19 protein-coding genes and 1 tRNA gene are annotated in these 18,766 nt (G+C 49.6%); 8 read left to right on the top strand and 12 right to left on the bottom strand.

The window, feature by feature from the left end; all coding sequences use genetic code 11:
- Positions 1 to 70: 70 nt before the first annotated feature.
- Positions 71 to 1,219, top strand: a complete 1,149-nt coding sequence (locus tag IM638_10505; GenBank protein ID MCA6363458.1) for a hypothetical protein — start codon at positions 71 to 73, stop codon at positions 1,217 to 1,219.
- A gap of 8 nt (positions 1,220 to 1,227) precedes the next feature.
- Here the strand turns inward: IM638_10505 and IM638_10500 are convergent, their stop codons facing one another.
- The 6 genes from IM638_10500 to IM638_10475 form a co-directional block, all read right to left on the bottom strand.
- Positions 1,228 to 1,752, bottom strand: a complete 525-nt coding sequence (locus tag IM638_10500) for a hypothetical protein (GenBank protein MCA6363457.1) — start codon at positions 1,750 to 1,752, stop codon at positions 1,228 to 1,230.
- A gap of 252 nt (positions 1,753 to 2,004) precedes the next feature.
- The gene (locus tag IM638_10495) at positions 2,005 to 2,496 is read right to left on the bottom strand and encodes an ABC transporter ATPase (protein ID MCA6363456.1); all 492 of its coding nucleotides are present in this window, start codon (positions 2,494 to 2,496) and stop codon (positions 2,005 to 2,007) included.
- A 28-nt stretch (positions 2,497 to 2,524) separates the two neighbouring features.
- Positions 2,525 to 3,319 carry a (Fe-S)-binding protein gene (locus IM638_10490; GenBank protein MCA6363455.1) on the bottom strand — a complete coding sequence of 265 codons (795 nt, stop codon included), beginning with the start codon at positions 3,317 to 3,319 and terminating at the stop codon, positions 2,525 to 2,527.
- Positions 3,320 to 3,325: 6 nt separating this feature from the next.
- A complete protein-coding gene (locus IM638_10485) occupies positions 3,326 to 3,751 on the bottom strand; it encodes a phosphoheptose isomerase (protein ID MCA6363454.1) in 426 nt (141 codons plus the stop codon).
- Between the two features lie 18 nt (positions 3,752 to 3,769).
- The gene (locus IM638_10480; protein ID MCA6363453.1) at positions 3,770 to 5,089 is read right to left on the bottom strand and encodes a (Fe-S)-binding protein; all 1,320 of its coding nucleotides are present in this window, start codon (positions 5,087 to 5,089) and stop codon (positions 3,770 to 3,772) included.
- 66 nt (positions 5,090 to 5,155) lie between these two features.
- Positions 5,156 to 6,139 (bottom strand): MCE family protein, encoded by a 984-nt coding sequence (locus IM638_10475; GenBank protein MCA6363452.1) that lies wholly within the window; start codon positions 6,137 to 6,139, stop codon positions 5,156 to 5,158.
- A gap of 114 nt (positions 6,140 to 6,253) precedes the next feature.
- Here IM638_10475 and IM638_10470 point away from each other — a divergent pair, with 114 nt between their 5' ends.
- Positions 6,254 to 6,763, top strand: a complete 510-nt coding sequence (locus IM638_10470; GenBank protein ID MCA6363451.1) for a phosphoribosyltransferase — start codon at positions 6,254 to 6,256, stop codon at positions 6,761 to 6,763.
- A gap of 73 nt (positions 6,764 to 6,836) precedes the next feature.
- Here IM638_10470 and IM638_10465 read toward each other — a convergent pair whose 3' ends face one another.
- Complete coding sequence (locus IM638_10465) at positions 6,837 to 7,394, bottom strand: shikimate kinase (protein MCA6363450.1); 558 nt, start codon at positions 7,392 to 7,394, stop codon at positions 6,837 to 6,839.
- Between the two features lie 30 nt (positions 7,395 to 7,424).
- On the bottom strand, positions 7,425 to 7,883 hold the full coding sequence (locus IM638_10460) for a hypothetical protein (protein ID MCA6363449.1): 459 nt from the start codon (positions 7,881 to 7,883) through the stop codon (positions 7,425 to 7,427).
- A 209-nt stretch (positions 7,884 to 8,092) separates the two neighbouring features.
- Between IM638_10460 and IM638_10455 the strand changes: the two genes are divergently transcribed.
- From IM638_10455 to IM638_10445, 3 genes are all read left to right on the top strand, one after another.
- A tRNA-Lys gene (locus tag IM638_10455) sits at positions 8,093 to 8,165 on the top strand.
- Between the two features lie 491 nt (positions 8,166 to 8,656).
- Positions 8,657 to 11,671 carry a hypothetical protein gene (locus tag IM638_10450; GenBank protein ID MCA6363448.1) on the top strand — a complete coding sequence of 1,005 codons (3,015 nt, stop codon included), beginning with the start codon at positions 8,657 to 8,659 and terminating at the stop codon, positions 11,669 to 11,671.
- Between the two features lie 201 nt (positions 11,672 to 11,872).
- Complete coding sequence (locus tag IM638_10445; protein MCA6363447.1) at positions 11,873 to 12,205, top strand: hypothetical protein; 333 nt, start codon at positions 11,873 to 11,875, stop codon at positions 12,203 to 12,205.
- 48 nt (positions 12,206 to 12,253) lie between these two features.
- On the opposite strand, the gene IM638_10440 is transcribed toward IM638_10445, so the two are convergent.
- From IM638_10440 to IM638_10425, 4 genes are all read right to left on the bottom strand, one after another.
- Positions 12,254 to 12,718 carry a hypothetical protein gene (locus IM638_10440; GenBank protein ID MCA6363446.1) on the bottom strand — a complete coding sequence of 155 codons (465 nt, stop codon included), beginning with the start codon at positions 12,716 to 12,718 and terminating at the stop codon, positions 12,254 to 12,256.
- A 45-nt stretch (positions 12,719 to 12,763) separates the two neighbouring features.
- Positions 12,764 to 15,256 (bottom strand): ATP-dependent helicase HrpB, encoded by a 2,493-nt coding sequence (hrpB, locus tag IM638_10435; protein MCA6363445.1) that lies wholly within the window; start codon positions 15,254 to 15,256, stop codon positions 12,764 to 12,766.
- Positions 15,184 to 15,879: a hypothetical protein gene (locus tag IM638_10430; protein ID MCA6363444.1), complete on the bottom strand. Its 696-nt coding sequence runs from the start codon at positions 15,877 to 15,879 to the stop codon at positions 15,184 to 15,186. Before IM638_10430 ends, hrpB begins: the two co-directional genes overlap by 73 nt.
- Before the next feature lie 162 nt (positions 15,880 to 16,041).
- Entirely contained in the window at positions 16,042 to 16,356 is a 315-nt protein-coding gene (locus tag IM638_10425) for a hypothetical protein (protein ID MCA6363443.1), read from the bottom strand.
- Positions 16,357 to 16,661: 305 nt separating this feature from the next.
- Between IM638_10425 and IM638_10420 the strand changes: the two genes are divergently transcribed.
- The 3 genes from IM638_10420 (at position 16,662) to recR (ending at position 18,644) form a co-directional block, all read left to right on the top strand.
- Positions 16,662 to 16,922, top strand: a complete 261-nt coding sequence (locus IM638_10420; protein ID MCA6363442.1) for a hypothetical protein — start codon at positions 16,662 to 16,664, stop codon at positions 16,920 to 16,922.
- A 2-nt stretch (positions 16,923 to 16,924) separates the two neighbouring features.
- Positions 16,925 to 17,458 carry a hypothetical protein gene (locus tag IM638_10415; GenBank protein ID MCA6363441.1) on the top strand — a complete coding sequence of 178 codons (534 nt, stop codon included), beginning with the start codon at positions 16,925 to 16,927 and terminating at the stop codon, positions 17,456 to 17,458.
- A 562-nt stretch (positions 17,459 to 18,020) separates the two neighbouring features.
- Positions 18,021 to 18,644: a recombination protein RecR gene (gene recR, locus IM638_10410; protein MCA6363440.1), complete on the top strand. Its 624-nt coding sequence runs from the start codon at positions 18,021 to 18,023 to the stop codon at positions 18,642 to 18,644.
- Positions 18,645 to 18,766: the final 122 nt, after the last annotated feature.

Below are 18,766 nucleotides of genomic sequence, written 5' to 3'. Positions count from 1 at the left end.
ATTTCGTGGAAAAAGACGGTAGCACCTTACCGTCTTTTTTCATTTCACACTCATTCTCCCCCAACCACTTATGTTACGCGAACACGAAGTACATATTCTCCTCGGTTGTGCCGATGCACGCGACCTTTCGCAACTTCACATTGATGCCATCAATACCGTAATTGCACGCTTTCACATGCGGCAGATTGATGTCGATTTTCACGTCATCCGCGCTGCAGGCTCGTTTGTTACGCCCGATGTGGTGATGGATATTAAACGCACCATTGAACAGGAACTCCGCCAAAGCCGCAATGCAAACCGTCCGGTACGTTTCTACGTGCACATTCAAAGTCACGGCCACTTAACCGAAGACTCGTCAAAAGAATACATCAGCCACGTACATGATCTGCATATTGTGGACGGCTCGCCCTTAAATTGTGGTATGCTGGGCGCTTCGGCCGTGGCTATTGAAATTGAACAGCTCCTGCTCGAAGAAAAACCAGCGTTTACCGTAAAAGGCAAAACACTTCATGTAAATGAGTATGAAGACATACGCACACTGCTGCGCATGGTTTACAACCACGATGGTTATCTGGCGGGCGACTGGATCAAAAGCATCGACCTGCTGCGTACACATCCGCGTAACCAGCGCACCATACTCGAACGCGCCATAAAAAACGATGCCGATTTAAAAACGCTCGATATTGCCATCACGGCCGGTATTCAGGATTATTCCATTCACTCGCTTATCCGTGTAGATGGTGGCGATCCGGCCGTGCCTTTCTGGGACGAAGTGCAGGAGTTTATCCGCAAACACGCCGGCGGCGAACGCATGAGCAAGGAAATTCTTTTCCATCAGGCCGAAAAACAAAAACCGCTTGCCGGCCTGCTCTGCATGTCTGACCCGCGCATGTCGTCGCGCACGGCAGCTGCACGTTTTTACTTGGGCATGAAAGGCATTGAACTGCATACAAGCGGCTACATGCCCAACCTCTTATTCAACATCACCGGCAGCAATTTCGATTTGCCGCTTACGCCGTTCGGGCCGTATGTAATTTGCGGATTTTTCTACGCCGTAAAACATCTGCATCTTACCGATCAGCTGGTTATGGGTTACGACGAAATTCAGACGGAGCGTATCATTAAAAAAATTGAAAACGATCCGCTCATGAATCTCATCGTAAAGCATTTCAATGTAAATCTGATCGGAATTAATCAGGTCGATGTGCTGGCGCAGTAGTTAGTGCGTTACGCAGGCAGTTCCAGAGGCCGTTCGTTATAAAAGCGGGCGGCCTTTCCTTCGGGCACAGCCAGCACCCAAAACAAATACACAGCCAGCAACACATTCTGCACACACAGCAGCCAGCCGCCCCAGGCCATGCCGGTTTCATGCGCCGTATCCCTGAATACGCCGTGCTGGTAGGTAATCATATAAAAAGTATAGGGAGCACCCAGAAAAAGCAGCAGCGCCTGCAACTGCAAAAATGCACGCACCGGAATAGCAAACGGACGCATAATGCTGAAAGATTCCCACACCAAAAAAAACGGCATCATCAGAAAAAAAATAATCCCCGCTATACCCGCCGGATGCCCGTTAAAATTGAGCAACGAGCTGTAGTTGTCTGAAATTTCAGCACGCAGTTTAAGCGTTTCAGGCGATATGCCTTCGTACACACTGCTCACCGCATCGTTGCGGATCGGGATAAAAAGATAGGCTACCACCCATACAAAGGTGGTGAGCAGCAATATGCGGCGTTGTGTAAGTGTAAGCATTGCGCTGTAAGTTAATGCAAACACAACAAACGCATGCCTTAAAAGTTTGAAAACAGCCGGGGAAATCACTGTTTACCGGAGCGAAAGTAAGGTGCATTAAAATACCGTCCGCTCCCGTGCTCCGCTATACTCCTCGTAGTTACTACAAAAAGTACATACTGCAACTGCGGGGTGCCGCTGCGCCCGGGGCTATTTAATCAAATCGTCACGTGTTTCAAAAAATCAATCCTTTTCACCGCATAATACACAAGTTCACAACGCCGGAATCAGTCGCGCATGCCAGCTTGCGTGTGCTGGCACCAGCCAGCCTGCGTGCAGTTCAGACAGCGTCTGAATCATGTTGTTAAACACAAGTGTATTGGCATTCACACGGCCTTCGGCGGCAAGCTGCTCAAACTCGGCCATCTTCGCAGCCGCAATTTCGCCCTGCGCGTTCTGGTAAGCCACCTGCATCCGATCAAACAAAGCCACGCCGAGCTGCTTTTCCAGTTCCTGCATAAACCGCACCGATTTGTCAATACCGCAACCGCTTGCCGCAGCCGCCTGCTCATCAACCGCCACAATAATAAACCGCTTGTGCATCACGTCAACCGCCGCCTTCATCTTGCTTCCGTGCGATGTCCACTCAGCCAGAAATGCGGCTGACTTTGTCATCGTCTCCGCAATCTCCACCACACTCAGTTCCCGCGCCGCCTGGTAAATCCAGATACGGCTGTGCTGCGGCATATCGTTTAAATGATTCATGAGTATTCAGTTTGATGGCTTGCCGCAATTAAAGGTCATTCGCCTGTGCAATCAGCTCAGCCACATCCAGCACTTTGGTTTTATCTTCCTTATTAAAGTGCTTCACACCGTCAGTCATCATGGTCATGCAAAACGGGCAGCCTACGGCAATCACATCGGGCTGGAGTTCCAGTGCTTCCTCGCTGCGTTCCACGTTTACTTCCTTGTTGCCTTTTTCGGCTTCCTTAAACATTTGTGCCCCTCCGGCACCGCAGCAAAAACCATTTGCGCGGCTGCGTTTCATTTCGCTCAGCGCGGCATCCAGTTTTTCAATTACGCGGCGTGGTGCTTCGTATTCGCCATTGGCGCGGCCCAGGTAGCAGGGATCGTGAAAGGTAATTTTCTTGCCTTTAAACTCGCCGCCCTGCACTTTCAGCTTGCCACTGTCTATAAGTTGCTGCACCAGCTGTGTGTGGTGAATCACTTCGTAAGTGCCGCCCAGCTCAGGATATTCGTTTTTAATGGTGTTGAAACAGTGCGGGCAACCGGTTACAATTTTGGTTACGCCATAACCGTTGAGCACCGTAATGTTGTTCATGGCCTGTATCTGAAACAGAAACTCGTTTCCGGCGCGTTTAGCCGGATCGCCCGTGCAGGATTCTTCGGTACCCAGCACGGCAAACTTCATCCCCACATGGTTCAGAATGCGTACAATGGCTTTGGTAATTTTACGGGCGCGGTCGTCGAAACTTCCGGCGCAGCCTACCCAGAACAGAATTTCCGGAGTTTCGCCCCGGGCCGCGAAATCGGCCATGGTGGGCACATGCAGCGGTTCGTTTGCCATGTTGTTTTATTTTTCGAATACCTGAATGGTTACTTCTCGCTCAGTAAGATCCGTGAACTTACCTTCATAGCGTGTGGCGCGCACAATGTGATTGTCGATCCAGTGATAATTTCCTCCGCGCGGCTTACCCATTATCAGTCCGTGAAAACGGAAACCGTTTTTCAGCAGCCATTCTTCAGTTACTTCACGGTGTTCTTCAAGACGTGAGGTAAAGAAGGTAATCACGTGGCCTTCTTCATACCATTTGTTTACGGTTACAAGCGCATCCGGAAAAACAGCGGCATCATGCATGCGCCAGGGTTCTTCATTGGGTATGTCTTCGCAAACCGTACCATCAATGTCGATGAGGAAATTTTTGATATTTTCAGGAAGCTGCGGACTTATTTTTTTGCCGTTTTCTTCTGCTTCCACCAGCGGATAAATGGTTCCCATTTTCAACAATGCGTTAAATTATGCTTCAGTAGCCCAGTTCAACCGGTCGGCCGGCGAAAACTGCCACGGAGCACCGTTGTTTTCGATGTTGGTAAACATCATGTTCAGTTCGTTGGGCGCTGCACTCTGCTCCATTACAAGATAACGGCGCAGATCAATAATGATTGAAAGCGGATCAATGTTTACAGGGCATTCCTGCACACAGGCATTGCACGAGGTGCAGGCCCAGAGTTCTTCAGCGGTAATGTAATCGCCCAGCAGCGCCTTACCGTCGTCGGTAAATACGCCGTTGTTTTTGTCCATGTGAGCGCCCACTTCCGTAACGCGGTCGCGGGTGTCCATCATAATTTTTCGCGGCGAAAGCAGTTTGCCGGTGTTGTTTGCCGGACAGGCCGATGTGCAGCGTCCGCACTCGGTGCAGGTGTAAGCATCCAGCAATTGCTTCCAGGTCAGATCCTGCACATCTTTCGCTCCGAAGCGTTGTGGTGTTTCGGGCGGCGGCGGCGGTGTAAACGACGGGTCGAGAATGGCTTTCACTTCCACCATTACATTCTCCGGGTTGGTAAAAGCACCTTTTGCGCGCAGGTTGGAGAAGAATGTATTGGGGAATGCCAGCAGAATGTGGAAGTGCTTTGAATAAGGCAGGTAGTTGAGGAAAGCCAGAATACCGATAATGTGAAACCACCAGCAGAAACGCTCGGCCATTACCAGCGCCTCGGGCGATGCGCTGCCATACAAGCCCGCCAGCAGCGAACTGATGGGGAATGCGCCTTCGGGCATTACGGTGTAATGATCAAAGTTGAGTTGCTGCAATCGCAAATCGGCCGCATTCATCATAAAGAAGGCCGACATGAGCAGGATTTCGGTAATCAGAATGTAATTCGCATCCGAGCGCGGCCAGCCGTTCAGGTCGTTGCTCATAAAGCGTTTGAGCTTGAGCACATTGCGGCGCACCAGAAACACCACGCAGCCCAGCACAACCAGAAATGCCAGTATTTCAAAAGACGCAATCAGAAACGAATACAGCGGTCCGAGAAAACCAAGTATGCGGTGCGTGCCAAACAAACCATCAATAATGATTTCCACCACCTCAATGTTAATGATCACAAAGCCTACATACACAAAAAGGTGCATGATGGCTGCCACCGGCCGTGTAGTCATTTTCGACTGCCCCAGCGCCACGCGGATCATGGTGCGCCAGCGTTCGGCTTTGTTGTCGGTGCGGTTTACTTCGCGGCCAAGGAGGATGTTGCGGCGCACTTTGCGCACATTGCGCACAAATAATACTGTGCCTGCAGCCAGCAGAAGCGCAAACAGAATATTGTCAATGTAAGCCATTTGTCACAGGGTATTTATTCCTTTTCTACTTCAGTTCTTCTTCACAGTTCACGGCACGCGGCCGCATCAGTTAGGTGTGTTTTGTTTGCGGGGCGGACGGTCTTTCTTGCGGAAAATAGAAAGGTAGCGTCCGGGATATTTTTTCAGATCCACCACCAGCGCATCCAGGTCTTTGGTGGCCTGATCGAGATCGTTGTAAAGCTTTTTATCGTTCACCAGCAAACCAAGTGTGCCTTCGCCCCGGTTAATTTTATCCATTACTTCCGACACACGCATGAGCGAGGCATTGGCATTTTCAATGGTGCCTTTCAGGTTGGCTTTGGCCAGCGTATCACTGATGTTGGCAAAGTTATTAATGGCTTTGGTAAGCGGCTCGTTGTTGGCAGCAAGGTTGGTGGTAATGGAAGCAATATTGGCCATAATCTGCGAAAACGTTTTGCGTTCGGCAGTCACCATTGTATCAAGCGTTTTTGAAGTATGCTCGAAATTATGCAGCGTGTTGCGTATGCTGGTAAAGCTGGCAATCAGGTCTTCGCGGGCTTCTTTGTTGAGCACAGTCTGAAACACGGTCACTACCGAATCAACGGAGCCAACAAGCTCTTCAATCTTGGCCTTGAGCGGCAGAATCTGTTCGTTTACCGCATCTTTCAGCGAACCTTCCACATCGCCCACCAGCGTATCGCCGTCTTCCACTTCGGGCGCACCCGGCTTAATGGATATTGCCAGCGATTTGTTACCCAGCAATCCGTCGCTGAAAATTTTAGCCGACGAGCCCTTGGTAATTTTTACGTCGTTATCGGTCACAATAAAATGAACAATCAGCTCGTTGCTGGCCGGATCGAGCTGAATATCACGCACCGTACCGATTTTAAACCCGTTAATCTGAACCGTATTGTTGGCTGTTAATCCGTCAATGTGTTTGTAACGTGCATATAAATCGAGGCTGGTGGAAAAAATATCGCGGCCCTTGAGGAAATTGAAGCCGTAAATGAGCAGCGCAAGTGCTACCACTACGACAATACCGGCCTTTACTTCTTTGGAGAGTTTCACAAATATGCTGGTTGTTTTCGGAAAGCCAAAAGTAGCGTTTTTTTTGGGTTTATGATGTTCAAAAAAGGTAGGGGAAATGAGTTTTTGATGGCCTATTTTTCCCAACTTTACCGCATGGAAACCACCCAGAAGCTGCTCATGAACAGCAAACAGGTGCAGCAGCGCATCAACCGCTTAGCCTGGCAGGTGGCCGAACAGTGTTTCGGCGAAACCGAAATTATCATGGCCGGCATTCCTTCCAGCGGCTACAAACTGGCCCAACGCCTCAAAACCACCATCGAAAGTATCTCCGAAATACGCATCCGCCTTATTGAACTGCCTATTAATAAGGAAGCGCCGCTTTCTGCCACACCCCACCTCGCCCTTTCTGCTGCCGAGCTGAACGGGAAAACGGTTATTGTGGTGGACGATGTATCGAACTCCGGCCGCACGCTGATGTATGGCGTAAAACCCTTCCTCGACCATACGGTGCGCAATATTTTTACCCTTGTGCTGGTTGACCGCGATCACAACCGGTTTCCGGTAAAGACCAATTTCGTAGGGCTTTCACTGGCCACCACCCTGCTCGAACATGTGCAGGTTGATTTTCACGAAAACGGCGACGCCACTGTATATCTGAACTGATTGTAAAGTAACCATACAGCAAAGCCCGAAACATACAGTATGTTTCGGGCTTCGCATTTTGTATGCAAAACGATTAGTTTTCTTCGGCCTGCTCTTCTTCCGATACCTCAGGCTCTTCCTGCTTAAGCTCAAAAAGGCGGATAAACTCGGCCAGTTCTGAGGCTTTCAGGTCTTTCGCTTTTACGCGATACTGCGAATCAAGGTAATAGGGCTCGCGTTCGAGCAGGGTGTCGTGTATGTAGTTGAAAAGCTCATGATCAGCACGGCCCTGCAGGAGCGGACGGTTGGCGAGATCAAGCTTGAGGCGGTCGTAAAGTGTTTCGGTGCTCAGTTTCAGGTAAATGGTAATACCGGCATCGCACATACGATCCATATTGTCGGCGTGGCAGGGGGTGCCGCCGCCGGTGGCCATTACATAATCATCCTGTTCGAGCCATTCGTGCAGCATTTGCTGTTCGAGTTCGCGGAAGTGCGCTTCGCCCTCACCCTGGAAAATAGTTGTAATGTCTTTGCCGAAACGCTCCTCGATTGCTTTATCGAGATCCACGAAACGTAAACCGAGCTCCTGCGCCACCGCAGGACCGATTGAACTTTTGCCGCTACCCATGTAGCCGATCAGAAATATGCGCATAGAAAAATGTATTCAGTACAGACTGCAATATTAGTTGGAAAATAGTTTCAATTCTTCGGATGTTAACATTACACCAAAATTAATTGAAATCATCCGCCCGTTTTCGAAATAGAAATCAATCTGGGCCTCGTCAAAGGTAATTCGTTTTTCGCCCCAGGTGTGGCGTTCTTCATCAATTTCCGTAAATCCGTTTGCCTTGAAAAGCGCCTTGAGCGCCTTTTCATCCAGCTCAAACAAATTTTTCTCCCAAAGCAACGGATTGGTTTGTTTATCAAGCTCCACCGTTGAAAACACATCGCGCCCGGCACGATCGAAAAACAATGAAAAGCCGTGCTCCAGGTAATGCCACACCAAAGCCTCCGACCCGTCGGGGCCTTCAAGCACATCGGTTTCATCTGGCACACCAAAACATTGTTCTGCCTCTTCTACCGAAGAACCAAATTTTAGTCCGCCAAAACCTTCCTGCAAACGAATATCAAACGATTTCATACAACTTTCTTTCGTTTCCGTGAAAGTACATCAAATTACCCAGAATGCCCGCCAATACTCAAAATTCGTTCCCGTGTAATTGACAAAAACGAGTTATGAACAACCGAAAACTGCGCAATGTTAAAAAAAATGCATTTTCGATTTGGTGAATGTAAAAATGCCCGTATATTTGCACCCGCAAAACGGTAATACTTCCGTTTTACGCAAAGGATTCCGTAGCTCAGCTGGTAGAGCACAACACTTTTAATGTTGGGGTCCTGGGTTCGCGCCCCCGCGGGATCACTGAAAGTAAAGCCTTCGCAATGCGAAGGCTTTTTTTGTTGTATGCTCCCGCTGGGGTCCCGACATTTTTGTCGGGAAGCCCCAGCGGGAGCACTGAAACACCTTCGCTTTTCAAACGAAGGTGTTTTTGCTTTTTGCCCCTGTCTCCCTCGACTCCGCTCGGGATGACAGGGACATATTACTTATTATACAACTGGTTCATTGCTCGTTTTATTCATTCCTGACTTTAAAACGAGAATGCTTCATAAAGGCAAAGTACACCGGTGGCTTCGACAAGCTCAGCCACCGGTGGCATTATTCTCCCCGAAGCCTGAGTCCCCGCAATTTCTGCGGGGATCGAAGGCAGAGTGAATTAAATAAATTAACCAAAAACAAAAATGCCTTTGTTACGGAGCAGAGTCGAGACGCGACAAACCACCAAAAAGTTTCCACCGCACAATCCATCTTCCCGCACAGTTCGGTAACTTGGCTTTTCTATTTCCCCTACTGCTATGAATAAAGACATTTCGCCCGCTGAACAGATTTTAGAAAGCCTGAAAAATGATACAGGGCTTTTAATGCTTAGCCAGATTGATGAATACATATTTGAACGTGCCGAAACTTATTTCCTCGAACTTCAAACGTTTAACCAGAAAAAATCGCGCACGTTAAAGAAAACTGCACCTGAAGCCGAAAAAGCAAAGGTTGATGTTGAAGCACTGTTAAATGAATTTCGGAAAGCTGATGTTACGCTGAATGAGTTCATCAGACGCAATTCGGGTACTGATAAACTGCTTATGCCTGATATGAGCAGGGAAGATATTGCATTGCTAACCTCCATTCAGAATTTATGTACATCCACACTGGAAATATTCAGACTCATTTTTTCGGTCACAAACAGAAAAATAGAATCAACCGATCCTGATCTGTTTTCGATGGAAGACTTTACGTTCTTCATACTCGAAAAGCTGGCAACGGTAAAAACGTCTTCTGTCTCCAATCCGTTTTATCCGGTGTTTTGGGAATACCTCAGCAATCCGGCCGAATCAACATTGTTGCAGTGGACGCAGCAAAAATCAAGAATCAGTATTCATCTTTTGCAAAAGCCATACAACGATCAAACTTTTGATACCGACATTATTGAATGGATTGAAGCTGCAGGAATAAAATGCAGCAATCCTCAAAATACCGGAATAATACTTTCCGAACTCCTGCTTCGCCACGAAAACCGCCCGCTCTGGGACTACGAACCCATCCAGCCCGAAAAATCCCTCCTCTTCGCCGGCTATCATTCCGACAGCATCGACAACCACACCGACCAGCTTAACATTACGCCCGATGTGGATGCGCTGGCGGCACTAATTGCGTATGAAAAACTCAATCCGCCGCTTTCCATCGGCCTTTTCGGGCACTGGGGTTCGGGGAAAAGCTTCTTTATGAAGCTGCTGAGTAAAAAAATAAGCGAATACGAAGACGCAGCCGCTAAAGCAGCCGCGCCAAACGGGTTTTGCAAGGAAATTGTGCAGATTGAGTTCAATGCCTGGCATTATTCCGATGCCAACCTCTGGGCAAATTTCATGGTGACCATTTTTGAGAAGCTGAATGAGAAAATTGCCCCGAAACAGCGCGATGAAAAAGCCATATTGCTCGAACAGTTTCAACTGGCCGGAGCCGAAATTGCACGGCAGCATGCACAACTCAAACAGCTTGCAGCAGATATTTCTGCATACGAAACAAAACTCGCTGAACTCCAGGCCACCAATGATAAAAAGGCACAGGAACTTGCCAACCTCAAACCGGCCGACATCTGGAATGCAATAGATGAAACTCAGCGCAAGCAAATTGAAGATCAGCTTGCGGAACTCTCAAAAGAACTGGGCCTCGAAAAAGCACAGCTGGCGGCAAGGAGTCTGAACAATTTTCTGAATGAAATCCGAAAAACGCGCGGACGTTTTGCCTATCTGTTGAACAGGTTTGTAAACAGCAGCTGGCAACAGAAATTGCTGTGGTCGTTGTTTGTGCTTTTGCCTGTGTTTGTTGTGCTTTATCTGCGTTACGGAGATGGAGTGCACGGTCAGATAAAACTCTTTCTTACCGGTTTGAAAGGGTATGTGGCCACATTCACTTCTGTTTGCTTAGGAATTGTGGCCTGGGGAACACCGCTGTTGCGACGCCTCAACCAGCGGCTCGACAAGATTGAAGAGGCACGCAATAAAGTTGACGCACTCATTGAACAAAAGCGCAGGGAGCTGGCCGAATCAGAAATAAAAGTGCAGTTAGAAATTGACCGCCTCAAAGCCGAACAGCAACGCATTGAACAACAAAAGGCCGAAGCCGAACAACGCAAGAAAGAACTCGAACTGGCCATAGACAATTACAATCCGCGCAAACAGCTTACCGACTTCATCAATAAACGCAGCCAGTCGTCAGACTACAACCAGCACCTCGGCCTCATTTCGCTTATCCGCAACGACCTTCAAAAACTCAGCGACCTGCTTTCGCAAAACCTGAGTTACGTGCCTGATGCAAAAGAAGAGGAAAAATTTGCCGCACTGCCCGGCATCCAACGCATTGTGCTCTATATCGACGATCTCGACCGCTGCCCGCCCGACCGCGTGAAGCAGGTACTCGAAGCCATTCACCTGCTGCTTTCGTTTAAACTGTTTGTGGTAGTGGTGGGTGTGGATGCTCGCTGGGTAAAATATGCGCTGCTCAACGAAAACTCCCAGCTGCTGCGCGAAGAAACCGATACCACAAGCGAGCGTGCAACCGCTTTCGACTATCTCGAAAAGATTTTCCAGATTCCGTTTACACTTAAACCGCTTAACGATGGTAGCCGGAAAAAACTTCTTGAAAGCTATCTTACCCAAGTGCTTGATAAAAAAACTATAAAAGCCGAAAATACAGTACTAACCGACATTTCACCGGCATATGAAACAATCGCTTTAACCGAACAACCCAAAATCGAAGTAAACGATCCCGTCTCTCCCATTCCCAATCAAACAGAAACCACAGAAGAAATTATCATCACCAATAAATCAGAATCTGCCTCATCCAGCCTCACCGAAGAAACCAACCAGCTTGTACCAGCCGTCACCGTACGAAATCAGCTGGAAATTACGGCTCAGGAAATCGAATTCATACACAGCATTTCAAACCTGCTTGGCAACACGCCGCGAACCATTAAACGCTTTGTAAACATCTATCGCCTCATCCGCGTACACAGCGATGTGCCTGAATATTCCATCACCACCCACGCCGATCATTTGGCTATAATGCTGTTGCTGGCTGTGGTTACCGGTTGTAATCAGGTGGCTCCCGCACTTTTCCAAATGCTGGCATCATCGCCAAAAGAAACATTCAGCGAATTTGTAAGTGATACCGGCTACATTAATGCCGTGCGCGAAAATAAAGCGCTTAACAATGTGCTGCAGCAGCTTGGAGAGCTTGAAGAGCGTATTGAAATGAGTACACTAAGAAAATACATCCCGTTCATTTCCCGCTTCTCCTTCCGCACATTAAGCTGACCGAAAAAGACATTCGGGTTTTCAACAGCCTTTGCGCAAAACTACGCAAATTGAAATTGCGTCTTTCCGCGCTGTTTTTTCCTTTCTTCTTTTACTCTATTTGTACTGTTCAATGAGCAGTATCCGCAGCGCAATTGTGAATATCACCGGATGTATTTTATTGAATTAAATCAATTTTATCCACTTTAAAAATTAAAACCCATGTCAGGAATTAAAAACATCGTAAACAAAACCAGCTCACTGCTGGTCGGCTCAATCACACCGCGCATCGGCTCAAATCCTCAACAGTCGGGCCCGCCCGTAATGTTTGAAATCCCTGCCGGACAGTCGCAGACAGTAACTTATGGTAACGACCAGAATCCGTTTATGAACGGCATGACGGCCTCTTCTAAAACCGATGGCACCAGCCTGCTCGAAGGCAACTGGCAGGTGATCAGCCGTGGCGGATTTGTGGATGATTTGTTTAACACAAACAACACCATTACCGTTACTCAGGCCAAAACCGGTTTGCTCATCGACGCCTCAAACGGATAATACCGCAGTAATTAAATCCCGGGCTCAATTTGTCCGGGATTTATTTTTTTACGTTTCTAACCAGAAACGAATACGGTGAATCATCTTGCGGAAAAACCAGAAACGACGGTAACCGCAATGAATGGAAATACCTTCTTTCAACGGTTCCCTTAAATAGTAAGTCGCAGCTACATGCACACGTTTACGGTACGTGCGTTGAAATAGCAACACATGTTTAAATTCCTTTAAGGATTGGATGTTGTAATGCACCGGCTCCCATTTTCCACCCAAAAGCCGGTTACGTACAATATAAATCTGCAACCTGTCTGCCCCGTTTACTGAATCCACAAACAATTTCACACTATCAAACAGGTAACTCACCTTCTCACGCGACTGATAAAGGCATTTTGTTTCGGACATAATTACAAGCCGCTCGTTGCTTTCAAGACTGAACTCGAGATACAGCGTTAGTGTATCCGCTTTAATGCGTCCAGCGGTAAACAGCAAGAATAGAATAATAAGGTGTGTGCGCATATCACTATAACGATCAACACGAAATAAGTAACATGCAAGTGCTGTTTACTGCGGCTTCCGTTTCACGCCCCTCACCGCTTCTGCCGTCCACGGATCTTCGGGCCAGTGGTGTTTGGGATAGCGTATGCGCAGTTCTTTGCGTACTTCCTGATACGTATTTTGCCAGAAGCTGCGCAAATCCTGCGTTACCTGCACAGGCCGGTAGGCGGGCGAAAGCAGGTGAATCATTACCCGCGTGCGGCCTTCGTTTATGGCGGGTGTTTCGGGCAGGCCAAAAAGTTCCTGCAGTCGTACTGCCAGCACGGGTGCACTGCCATCGGGCGCGTAGGTGAGTGCAATTTGCGAACCGCTGGGCACGGTAATTTTTTCGGGCGCAAGTTTGTCGAGCTGCTGCTGCAATTCCCACGGGAGCCTGTTTTGCAAAAGCGGCAACAGCTCCACACGTTTAAAATCGTCGCGGCGGCGAATTTGTGTAAGCCACGGCAGCAGCCATTCTCCGGCACTTTGCAGCAAAGCATCCGTGCTTACATCGGGCCATTCATCATCACTTCTCCATTTGCGCACACACATTACCCGCGCCTGCCATTGTTCAATGGCTTCATTCCAGTTAAACAGGCGCTGGCCTTCGCTGCGCACCACTTCAAGCAGAATGCGCTGCCGTTCATCATCGGTAATGTCTTTCAGCGGTGTACTGGCGGCCACCATTTCGCCAATGCGCATTTCGGTGCGGGCCACCAGTTCGCCTTTCTGTGCATCCCAGCTTACATTGCGGCGTGGCTTTGCGGTGTGCAGCACATCGGCCGGATCAAGCGGAGCGGCCAGAAAAATTTTTCCTTCACCGCTGCTGCCTGCATCAAGGTGCGCCACCGCCAGCCATTCTTCATCGCCCAGCGGATCGTTTTGCTGCACGCGTGCCGTGCGTCCGTTTGCCAGCCGGTAACGTCCGTTCTGCTCCAAACGCCGTGCAATGCGTTCCGGGTAAGCCGCCGCAAGCAGCAGCCCCACAGCCGTGTGCGCAGGCAATTCGTTTTCTGCTTTCACGCCCAGCAGCTTGCGCCATTGCTGCGCCAGTTTTTCAATACGTTCAAGACGCGCACGCTCGGCCTGCACGTAATCTTTATTTCGCCACCGCCGCAAGGCCTCCACACGCAGCACAAGATCGGCCTGGCTTTCGGCGCCGCGCTGAAAAGGGTCGCGTTCTTCCAGCAGTGCAGCCACATCGGCGGCCAGTGCTTCCTGCTTTTGCGGCACACTTTCAAGCAGCAAATGCGCAATGCGCGGATGCGCCGGCATACGCAGCATTTCTTTGCCGCGCGGCGTAATCTTGTGCTGCTCATCAAGCGCATCCAGCTGCACCAGCAAATCCACAGCCTGTTTCACAGCGGCAGCCGGCGGCGGTGTAAGCCAGCTCAGGTCGTTTACATTGCTCACGCCCCATTGCGCCAGTTCAAGCATAAGCGGTGCCAGATCGGCTTCCAGCAATTCGGGCACGCGTTGTTTGGTAAGTCCGCGCTGGGTGGTTTCGCTCCACAGCCGCACCGCCACGCCCGGACCCAAACGGCCTGCACGGCCGGCGCGCTGGTCGGCGGCATCAATGGTTACACGCACCGTTTCAAGACGGGTTAAGCCGCTGCGCACATCAAACTTAGGCACACGTGCATAGCCGCTGTCCACCACAATGCCTATGCCTTCTATGGTCAAACTGGTTTCGGCAATAGAAGTGGCCAGCACAATTTTGCGTTGCCCGTGTGCATCGGGCAACAGTGCTTCCTGTTGTTCGCGCAGGGGCAAATCGCCGTAAAGCGGATAAATGCGAAAATCCGGCAGCGTGCGCTCCAGTATTTCCTGTGTGCGGTGTATCTCTGCCGTGCCGGGCAAAAAGGCCAGCACATCGCCTTCAAATTCACGCACCGCTTTACGCACCGCATCGGCCATGGCCTCGTGCAGGCGCGCATCCACGTCGGGCGCACGGTAGTGCAGCGCCACCGGATACTGCCGGCCTTCGCTCGTAAGCACCGGCGCATTACCCAGCAGCCCCGAAAGCGAAGCCGCATCCAGCGTGGCCGACATAATAAGTATGCGCAAATCATCGCGCAGCACATCCTGCACCTCGCGGCACAAAGCCAGTGCCAGATCGGCATGCAGACTCCGCTCGTGAAATTCATCAAAAATCACCAGCCCCACACCCTCAAGCGATGAATCGGTTTGCAGCCTTCGCGTTAAAATTCCTTCGGTAAGCACCTCCAACTGCGTCCGCGCCGACACCTGATTTTCAAACCGCACCCGAAAGCCAACCGTCTCACCCACATGTTCATCAAGCTGTGCCGCAAGCCGCTGCGCCACGCCGCGCGCAGCAAGGCGGCGCGGTTCAAGCATCAGTATTTTCTGTGTGCCTAACCAGTCGGCTTTCAGTAAATGCAGTGGCAGCACCGTACTTTTTCCTGCGCCCGGAGGTGCCTGCAAAATTACGGTGCGGTGTTTCTCCAAAGCCTCAAGTACTTCGGGCAGTATATCGTGTATCGGGAAATCGGTGGCCATTGCAGTGTGGGGCGAAGATCGGGAGAAATGATGAAAACAGGGAATGCCTCTCTGGTTAAAAAAAGTTTTATATCAATGTGAGTGAAGTAGCACAGATTTTTATTACTTGTCTCAAAAGCGCGATTGACAAAAGATCGATTATACTTCGAGAACGTATTTACACTTGAAAAATTAACCGATTTGTACCTTACACCTTTTCTCGAATAGTAATGCCAAATACCAATCGGTTTACGCGCAGTGTCAGCGCTAAAAGTGCCCTCTTCTTTAATTTTACCGTTTTTATGATATGCTTTAAACGGACCAATAAATGACTCTATAAACCAGCGCCCTTCTGCTACTTTAATTCCAGAGCGTGTTTTAAAAATAAAATATTTACCAAAACAAGACTTGTGAAATAATTCTGTTCTGCGAACTAAGCCGGTGTCACGAGGTGCTAAGTAAATTTTTTGCCCCCAAACTAAAGTATCTCCCTTTAAATAAAAATTAGAAATACCGCCTATTTCATCTATAATGTGTCGTTTAAATTGTTGATGAGAAATAACTGCAATAACAGTATCACCAATGGCTTTAACTTCAAACCCAATAAATAGCAAAAAAGCCAGCAAACTATATTTCTTCATCATGAAAATTTCGTTGAATAAAATTCAACAGATAGAAAATTCGTCAATTGGGATAAACAGCCTTCATGTTAATTCTTCTATCAAAACAACCTTTGAGCTGAAATAAATTCCAACACAACGATTAAGATCTGATAAATTAATAAACCAATTTTAATAAACCAAAAATTATTCTGCTTCATTGCGGTACCACGCATCCGTCTTATACGCCTCCGGTATCTCATCCGCCCACGTATCAATTCCACGTTTATCCATTTCAGCATACCATTTATCCCGCAACGATTCCGGCAACTTTGTCCCGCAAAACGGACAATGACTTATCAGAATGTAGGATGAGCCGCCATCCATTATTTTCAATCCAAACTCATTGAACTTATAGCTGATATAAATCGGTGTATCTGCATTGTTGTAATCATCGCTGCAATTCCTTTGCATCATTTCACACCAGCGGCGGCTGTTGGGGTTATTGTTGCATACATCCATCAGCTAAAATTAATCACTTGCCGTAAAACAAAAACAAAATTATACTACAGCCAGACCTGCGAGGTCTCAAAGACCTCGCAGGTCTTAACCCACACAAATTTTGTTTTTGTTTTAGAAACTGTCCAAATTTTGTTTTTGAATTTTGTTATGCGTCCATTTTTCTTCAGACGAGGCGGTTTTTGCAGCCCATATCGGAGATAGATACGGGCAAAAAGACCAACGAAGTATGAAGGAAAATGGGCCATAACAAAACCGAAGGATAAAATTTGGACAGTTTCTAAGAGAATTCCCGACCTTAGCGCAGTATGGCAACACCCGTCCGCAAAGACCTTGCACAGCTCGAAGATGATTACCGTCAGGCCTTCACCCGCAACGATGCAGGTGCGCTTCAGCGTTTGCAGGCTGCCATTTCCACCATGCGGTATGAGTTGCGAATGGACAATACACTTCAGCTCGAATATCCCAATCCCGACGATGAACCGCTCGTAATGCGTATTATTCAAAACGAAAAGGATCTCGACCGCTGGCTGGGTCAGCGTTTCATCCGCCTTACTGAATTGTCCTGAATATGAGCGAGTCTGTTCCTGTTCCGTTTCGCTACAATGCGCTCAAGCATCATGTGCAGGTGCAGCGTGCGTGGATTGCACAGTTCACCAATGCCGCGGCGCAGCTCCACGAACTCCTGCAGCTGGGCACATCGGTAATGGATGTGTATGAAGGGCAATTTTCACCTTCCGAAATTGCAGCCGGAATTCAGTCGCAGCTCACTGCAGCAGGCCATTTCGGCCGGCCCGAATTTATGGCGTGGATTGGCACCGCCGGCTACCGCGAGCTTACGCTCACCGATAAATCGCGCTGGGTGCTTCGTCCGGGCGATACGTATGAGCGTTACATCCACATCCATCCCGGGCGCGGTGCGGCGTTTACGTTTCGTGCCAAAGCCAATGTGCTTAAAACGGCGTTGCTTTGGCGCGCCACTTCGCACAGCACGGCATTGCCCGATACGCATGCGCTCAATGCTGTGCGCGCGCAACTTGAGCTTTCGCCGGTGGCCGAAGTGGAAGATGCGGCGCATCTTAAATTGTTGCTGGGGAAGCTCTGACACATCTCCTCCCGCAACGTTTGCGGGGGCTCGATGTGACAGAGCTCTGCTTGATGTGACAGAGCAGGAATTCCTTCATAGTTACCGGAGCGTAGGTACTGCTGCGCGAGTATCGTGCTGATGCGGCGGCTGCTTAACGCAGCGCGGGATTGGGTCGCGCAGCGCGGGATTTTGTCGCGCAGCGCGGGATTGGGTCGCGCAGCGCGGGATTGGGTCGCGCAGCGCGAGCATCGCGCTGTTGCGGGGATGGGGGGCGTGTGCTGTTTGCATGCTGCATCAAAGGCAATGTGCACCGCAAACAGCACCGGGCTGTCGGCTATAGTTTTGCGCCGCCCGGCGTGTGCTGCTCATGCTGCGGGGGCTACCGCCTCCTCGCTATGGCATCACATCGCCGTGCGCCACAAAAGCTGCCGCCTCCATCCCTCACGCAGCTGCGCCTTTGCCTGTGTTCTCGGCATCGCCGTAAACATGCACGCTAAGCCCGCAATTCACAGCCCGGCTGTTCAGAACTCATGATCTTTGGCACGTGCCGCTAAACGGGTATGTCTTATCTTTACACGTCATGATCAATTACCCGTCGAAGCTGGTGGAAGAAGCGGTAGAGGCATTGGCCTCCTTGCCGGGCGTGGGGCGCAAAACGGCGCTGCGTTATGTGTTGCATCTGCTCCGGCAGGATACAGAGGCCGTGCGCAAATTCGGTAACACATTCATCCGCCTGCGCGAAGAACTCAAGTATTGCCGCACCTGCCACAACATCAGTGATACCGATCAATGCAGCATCTGCGCCAATACCAAACGCGATCATGGCCTCATTTGCGTGGTGGAAGATGTGCGCGATGTAATGGCCATCGAAAACACACAGCAATATACCGGCGTCTATCACGTGCTCGGCGGCATCATTTCACCCATGGACGGCATCGGCCCCAACGATTTGCATATTGATTCGCTCGTAGAGCGCGTGCAAAGCGGCACCGTACACGAAATTGTAATGGCGCTCAGCACCACCATGGAAGGCGATACTACCAACTTCTACATCTATCGCCGCCTCAAGGATTTCAACATTCCCGTCAGCACCATCGCCCGCGGCATCGCCATCGGCGACGAGCTGGAATATGCCGATGAAGTGACGCTCGGCCGCTCCATCGTAAACCGCGTGCCCTACGAGCGCACGTTTCAGGTGAAATAGCCATTGTACATTCCGGTGCCTCTTTTCTGGCCGTTGAGCCCGCCGAAACGACCAGTGCAGAAAGCCCCGCTGGCCGTTGAGCCCGCCGAAACGACCAGTGCAGAAAATCCCCGCTGGCCGTT

The sequence above is a fragment of the Bacteroidota bacterium genome (assembly GCA_020402865.1).
Taxonomy (GTDB): domain Bacteria; phylum Bacteroidota; class Bacteroidia; order Palsa-965; family Palsa-965.
This window is presented reverse-complemented; position numbering and strand designations above follow the sequence as displayed.